This is a genomic window from Priestia sp. P1_B12_1, from assembly GCF_056406695.1.
On sequence record NZ_JBFTZR010000041.1, the window covers coordinates 1 to 6,759 of the forward strand.

Annotated in this window: 8 protein-coding genes; 6 read left to right on the forward strand and 2 right to left on the reverse strand. The window is 34.2% G+C overall.

Going from position 1 to position 6,759, the window contains the following annotated elements; translation table 11 throughout:
* Nucleotides 1-321: 321 nt before the first annotated feature.
* Complete coding sequence (locus AC1D0Y_RS29125) at nt 322-864, reverse strand: replication/maintenance protein RepL (protein ID WP_477708400.1); 543 nt, start codon at nt 862-864, stop codon at nt 322-324.
* An 812-nt stretch (nt 865-1,676) separates the two neighbouring features.
* Here AC1D0Y_RS29125 and AC1D0Y_RS29130 point away from each other — a divergent pair.
* A complete protein-coding gene (locus AC1D0Y_RS29130) occupies nt 1,677-2,186 on the forward strand; it encodes an HTH domain-containing protein (RefSeq protein WP_477708401.1) in 510 nt (169 codons plus the stop codon).
* A 52-nt stretch (nt 2,187-2,238) separates the two neighbouring features.
* Here AC1D0Y_RS29130 and AC1D0Y_RS29135 read toward each other — a convergent pair whose 3' ends face one another.
* Nucleotides 2,239-2,589 (reverse strand): LuxR C-terminal-related transcriptional regulator, encoded by a 351-nt coding sequence (locus AC1D0Y_RS29135; RefSeq protein WP_477708402.1) that lies wholly within the window; start codon nt 2,587-2,589, stop codon nt 2,239-2,241.
* 248 nt (nt 2,590-2,837) lie between these two features.
* Between AC1D0Y_RS29135 and AC1D0Y_RS29140 the strand changes: the two genes are divergently transcribed.
* The 5 genes from AC1D0Y_RS29140 to mobV form a co-directional block, all read left to right on the forward strand.
* Nucleotides 2,838-3,056: a hypothetical protein gene (locus tag AC1D0Y_RS29140; protein ID WP_047934389.1), complete on the forward strand. Its 219-nt coding sequence runs from the start codon at nt 2,838-2,840 to the stop codon at nt 3,054-3,056.
* Nucleotides 3,057-3,204: 148 nt separating this feature from the next.
* Nucleotides 3,205-3,783, forward strand: coding sequence for a MarR family transcriptional regulator (locus tag AC1D0Y_RS29145; RefSeq protein ID WP_477708403.1), 579 nt, complete (start codon nt 3,205-3,207; stop codon nt 3,781-3,783).
* Nucleotides 3,784-4,442: 659 nt separating this feature from the next.
* A complete protein-coding gene (locus AC1D0Y_RS29150) occupies nt 4,443-4,976 on the forward strand; it encodes a DUF3967 domain-containing protein (RefSeq protein WP_477708404.1) in 534 nt (177 codons plus the stop codon).
* A gap of 532 nt (nt 4,977-5,508) precedes the next feature.
* Nucleotides 5,509-5,679, forward strand: a complete 171-nt coding sequence (locus AC1D0Y_RS29155; RefSeq protein ID WP_477708405.1) for a glycine zipper domain-containing protein — start codon at nt 5,509-5,511, stop codon at nt 5,677-5,679.
* Nucleotides 5,680-6,094: 415 nt separating this feature from the next.
* Nucleotides 6,095-6,759: MobV family relaxase (gene mobV, locus AC1D0Y_RS29160; RefSeq protein WP_477708406.1), on the forward strand; the 665-nt coding region annotated here is incomplete at its 3' end.

Genomic DNA, 6,759 nt, shown 5'->3' on the forward strand with positions numbered 1-6,759 from the left:
GCACTTTTTATACATTCTTTCAGTAATCACCTTTCGTAGAAACCTTGGCATATCAAGGATGTATAAAAAGCTGCATATTGGAGAGAAACCAACTCTTGAAGAATCCTTATACGCCAAGGGTTCTCTTTTTGCGTGTGTTCCGGAAAGAGGTATTATGTAAACTGCCTTTGTATATCATATACAGCTTAAAAAACGAAAAACCAACCTCTGAGTCCTAAAGGTTGGTTTTTTTGTTGAAAGGTGGAAATTATTTTAAAGAAAAAAATGGTTGATGCTTGGGAACATCTTGAGTAGTTTGCTCAAGTTCGTAAGAACTTATGTCTAATCAGTAGTTTTTTCTTCATGAGATATAGCAACTTCATCTTTATAATCAAAATCTGCTTTTTGACTGATTTTCCCTTCTTCAAAGATTACTTGGAATCTAATCTTCTTAATATTGTCCCAAGATCCTCTACCAAATAGAAATGGATTCATTTCATAAGTTCCAGTTCCTTTTCTATTCATAATCCCTTCTTTAACAAGCTTATTAATGTTGTTGTTTAAACTCTGAACTGTATTAAATCCCAATTCTTCAGCCATTTGTTTTTTTATGTATGCATTTAAAACAACGATGTTATCATAGGCCATTCTTTTTAGAAGAACATTTAATGTCTTCTGAATACCACTTGATAGGTTATTTATCTGTAAGATATTATCTAAATAAATTTTTACGTAATCGGGTTCTTTGGAAACGTATGATTCTTCGATATGTCTTTGAAATAGCTTTTCTCCATCATCATTAGTAACTGTTTCTTTAACTTCCTTATTGATTTTTTTTCTTTGTGTATCTCCGATTAAGTCCTTTTCCCAAGCTTTCAAATTCACACCTCTTTTATATTATGATTTATAATCTGTATCGTATTATAAAAATTAAATAATTTCAAGGTGTTTTGTTTATTTTTATAATCTATTTTAGATTATACTTTATAACAGATATGATTATGGTCTGTAACGTATGTGATTATAATTTATAATAAATACGATTATAGTTTATAACGTATACGATTATAGTTAATTCACAAAAATGCTGTTATATCAATGTTTATAGAGTTTTATCTCTTCTTTTCTTTTATTTTATATACATGTTTTTTGTGTTGTTTTGCTGGGTTCTGGAAAAAACCATTATGTTAACTAAAGATGTATGTCATATACAGCTTAAAAACAGAAAAACCACCTCAGCCCTGGGTGGTTTTTTCTGTTACATTTATTTTTACCAAAGGATTGAAGCCTTTCGGCGTCTTGAGTAGTTTACTCTGGATAGAATGTTTTAATTCATATAAAAAGCAGATAACCCCTGAATCAATATATTCAAGGGTTATCTACTAGTTCAATTTATAAACACGCGAGGACTTTGTAAATCATATGCCTCTTTTTAAAGGTCTATGACTTCTTGTCTATAAAAAAACAAACTACCCCTAAGTCGGTTGAAAGGTGGGGAGGTAGTTTGTTAGGTGTAATGGAGTATAAGCTAAGAAGGACGCTATCCATCATGAGTAGCTTGCTCAAAGGTTGCAGTAGCTATGCAATCTTTACATGTCAAATTTGAAATACCGTATTGCATAAGTAAAAGCAGGAAATATCATGTTGCATTTGAATACTAGTACTATACTCTTAAAACGAAAATGGGGGCTAGTAGGATGCTGGTAAAAAAAATGTTAAATGGAATTATGATGAAAGAAATCACCATTAAAGAATTAGCTGATCAGTATGATGTAAGCACTCGTACCATTCAATTAAAGATTAAGAAATTAGGCTATGAATGGGACAGTAAGGAAAGTATTTATCGCTACGTTGGAGAGGAATCAGAACCTTTAGATGTTGATTTTAGTACACTTATCTCTAAAAACAGTAAAATGCCAGCAGAACAAAAGCAAGCTAATAATGAAGTGGCAGCTAGTGTTAGCTATCTGAATGAAAGTGAAAGTACTAGCGATAGCCTTTCAAAAGCTAGTACAACTACTAGCAAAGTAGATGCAATTGATATCTTGCTGCAAAATCCAAAAGACCGTTCTAAAAGAGTATATAGAGGTTTTTACTTTGATGATGATGTGTTAAGTATTATTGATGGAGTCCCGAAAAGTTATAAATCAGAATTAGTAAATGAAGCGCTGAGAAAAGTGTTTAAGGAAAAAGGATTATTAGACTAAAAAGAAAAGCAGGCTTAAGCCTGCTTCTTTAGCCTTAAAGGCTATTTTATGGTTAAGAAGTACGTATTAGTTTTTGCGAGGGAACTTGATGCAAATCTTGAAACTGGTGAATAGCTTCTGTCATGGATAGTGTGTTCAACTTCTTTAAGATACTTCTTCTTTGATTCTTAATCGTACATTCTTCTTTATGGAGAATGTCTTGTATTTCAAAAATAGAATGACCATCAATAGTAAGAGCAAAGACTTCTCTTTCTGCTTGTGTGAATTGGTTCATGAATATCTTCTCTTTAAGGATTTTGCATTCTTCTTCTACACTTTTCAATCGAGCAACTTCATCAACTAAATCAGAAGCTACACTTAAGATATTTTCAATACCCATTAATAGTTTTTCGCTTTGATCCATGATAAGACCCTCCTATTTTTTGAGGGCAACCCATGCTATAATAAAAATGTAAATAAATTATCGTAGCAATGGGGTGTTTCTCTGCCAGGAGAAATGCCCTTTTTATTATTTAGTTTGGACTTGTTGTACCTTGGTTGAAAAACAATAAGTATTTTAAGTGTATTTCAAAAATGTATTTCAATTGTATTCAACCATTGATATAATGATATCATAACATAAAAGGTTTAAAATGGTAAGGGAGGATAGTTGTGTCTAAAATAGCTCGCACTTATAGATTATCACCAGAGGGAATAGAAAAGTTTGAATTGATAGTTGCTATTCATAATGAATTACAACAAGTTAGATTTAAGACAAGACTGTCACAAGCCGACGTATTTGAACAGATGGTGGAAGAACATTATCAACGTTTAACTATGGATGTAGGTCCAAAGTTTTTAGAAGAAGTTAAAAAGAAAATGAATAAGTAAGCATAAGAAAAGCCCTCAAGTTTTGGCCGACTAGGAGGACTTTTCAAATATACTGGTAAGAAGGGGTTAACCTTCCGATATATATCTTTATAAAACGTATTCTAACATAACAAGGTTAATTCCTTCCACAAAAATTGGAGGAATTAAAGTGGAAAGAGCTTTAGGTAGAGCTGAAAAAAAAGCTAGATTACGAGATATTGAGAATCAAAAAGTTTTGACCGATGAAGAATTGCAGTTAGCGAATGATTTGCAAGCTAAAGCCAACGCTGGAAAGATGAAGTTAGTTCCAGAAAGGAAAATAAAGAACAAGGCTAAATTCGCTCAAATTATCCAAGAAAACTGGCTCTATTTGATCCAAAATGAAATTTTAAAAAATGAAGAGATTATGTTTTTAAATAAAATTTTGGGGTTCATTGGTTTTCGTTCAAATTGTTTGGTACAAGATATCAAAGCAAAAGAACAAATTCCTATGACTCAAACAGAGCTTGCAGAGGCTTTAAAAATGAGCCGAACTAATGCTAATAGATTAATAAAGCAGTTAATAGAAAAGGGTATCATAGGGAAGTTTGAATCAGGCAGAGATGGTCTTAATGCTAAGATGTATGCTTTATATATAAATCCAAACATTATTTTATGTGGAGATCGTGATAATATAAATGAGACCTTACAAACTATGTTTAAAAAAAGATCTAAGGAATTAAAAAAATTACCAATAAGATTAACTTAAAAATCTCCTACCTAAAGGGAGATTTTTTTATTTGGTTGATATTTCATATGTATTGAATTCAATACTAAACTGTCTTGAACTCAATACATATGAAAAGGACTAAAAAACCTTTAATATCAAGGGTTAAGGCACTATTTTATAGTTGTCGCCTTCTCACTCTCTATTAAATAGCAATTAGTTCATAGAATTGCAAGGATCTTTTTATACTTTTTTCGTTAAAAATTTAAAACTTAAAATAGCTATTTGAAATACAAGGTTCGAGTAGTATTTTTTAAGAAAATCACTTAAAAAATCTCCACTCTTTTCTCCTTGCATTTCAAATTTCGGCAGGTTTGGTTATCTCGCCAAGCCGACCATACCCAAAACGAAGTTAATGATGATCGACTTGTGCTAACAATTGTACCTGCCGAACCGCCAGAGCAATCGTCCTAACCTTTTCTTTTTCTACAAGTTTAAGTTACGTAAAAGGGGACTAGTCCCCAAACCCCTAGCCAGCGCTCCACCCCAAAACGAAGTCAAACATCAAATTAATTAATCATTTACCAATTGATTAGGTAGGACTTTTTCAAACATTCAACGAAAATGTACATAGTTTCTTAATGAGTGATTAGCAATCAATTAATTAATTCGACTGATTAATTAAGGAGTGAGTTTGTATCATGGATTGGATGAATATTAATGAGATTTCAAAAGTTATTGATACACCTGCCCCAACTGTAAGGAGATATATTCAAAAACATCAAGCTTTTCTGAATACTAAGAAGCAAGGTAAAAAGATCTTATTACACCCTGATTCAATAGAGCTCCTGAAAAAAATCCGGAAATGGTATGTAGTTCATAACATGATTGATATGGAAATAGATAATAAGCTTAAAACCAGTGGTTACAAGGCTGTTATTGATGTTGAATCAATCAATCATGAATCGATTGAACAAGAATTGGACTCTTCTTCTTTAGATTTTGTGAAAGCTATGTTTAAAGAACAAAGAGTAATTAATGAGCAACTCATGGAGAATAACAAGTTATTAGTTGAAGAGATAAAAGAAATCAAACAAAGTTACCAAGAGAGTGAAAGTAAAAGAGAACAAAGGGATCTAGCTTTGATGGAAATTGTACGATCGATGCAAGAAACAAAAAAATCAATTGCTGCTTCAGAAGAAAAAAAGAAGTGGTGGGAGTTTTGGAAGTTTTAATTTAAGTTTTATAAACAATATAAGTTCCCACATTATTGACGACCTTAATAATATATCAGTAACAGCATATAGTATGTTTTTCATCATATTTAAGAGAAGATTTATTAAAAAATGGCACCTTAAAGGAGTCTTTTTCTTTGTACCATGACATGTTCTATATGATATTTACCCCTTATGTTTGTTATAGAGGCAATTGTCAGCTTTACTAAAAAATAAAAGCAAATAACATGTAATTTTTAAGATACTTTTCTATAGATAATATTGATTACGTTAGTAATCAGTTAACTATAAAAATCTTCTCTCTTTTTCTCCTGGTTTTTCATTGAATTATTTTTAGAATGTGATGATGGGGCCATTGGAAATAATGTCGGGAACTTACGAATAGATATATAGCATACATAGAAATAAGACCGCCTTATAACCTGATACATAATCGGCGGTCTTTGTTATTTCTATTCCAAATTCATGAAACGCAAATATAGTTGACTCGTATAAAAAAGATAGATAGGGATTTATAAAAAGGAGTGATTCTTTGTCTGAAGATAAAAAAGGCACAGGCTTAGCCTTAGGAATATGTTTTGGAATGGCAATGGGAGCTGCTATTGGTTTGTTGATGGATAATATAGCTGCGGGAATTGGAATAGGGATTGCAATTGGTGTAGCTATTGGAGCTAGTATCGATCAGAAAAATAAAAAGAAGTAAGCTATGTTTGGCCATTGTCAATGGTAAGCGGACCGTAGGGAGCATTAAGGAATTGACAATGTCACTACACCAAGACCCTCTTGGCACTCAAACAAACCCGTTTGTTTGACGCCAACCGGCGAGGGAGCCCCCTCAAGGGTTGAGGGGGTTGGGGGTGTTTGTAGCAGCCATTCCAAAGGGGCTTCCCTTTGGCAGGTGGTGGACGGCGTCCACGGTCTTCATGGAAAAGGGCATCCGTTTAGGATGTCTTTTTTCATTTTGGCGGAGCCAAACACAGGGAGGAACGCCGACCGCCACCTCGTAGAGCGCGCTCCCAATTTGATCGAAGATGAAAAATTGGTGTAGTGCGTTACACCATATCTAAAGTTGTGGTATGCTAGACCCAAGTACAGTGGTCGAAATGGGGGATTGAGGGATGGCCAAATATGGGATTATCCGCATGCAAAAGTTCCACAAAGATGCAATATTGGGGATCCAGAAACACAACCAACGAGAAGGCGAGAACAGTAAAAATAAAGACATCGATTCAAACAGAACGATGCTCAACTATGACTTGGTGAACGAGGACAACATTAAGTACCACGAAGAAATTAAGAAGATGACGGCCACGCGTGTGAAACGAAAGATTCGGAATGATGCGGTCCTCGTGGCAGAGTTCTTTGTGTCGGCCAGTCCGGAGTATATGCATGCGATGTCGCCAGACGAGCAGAGCAAGTATTTTGAAGCAGCATTGGATCATATCTCCGGGAAGTATGGCCAACAGAATATCTTGTACGCCACAGTACATAACGATGAATCAACGCCACACATGCATGTGGGTTTTGTGCCGATCACGGAGGATCGGCGCTTGGCGGCGAAAGATTACTTTCATGGCAAAACGAAGATACGTAGAATCCAAGATGACTTTCATAACTACATGAACAAACGTGGGTATGACATTGAGCGTGGCGAGCCGAGTGAGCTGGAGCATAAGAGTGTTCATGAGTTTAAGAAGCAAGAACGAGAAAAAGAGCTAAAGCAGTTGGAACAACAAGTGGCTCACAAGGAAAAAGAAATTCAACGCATGGACAATTTGGTGGA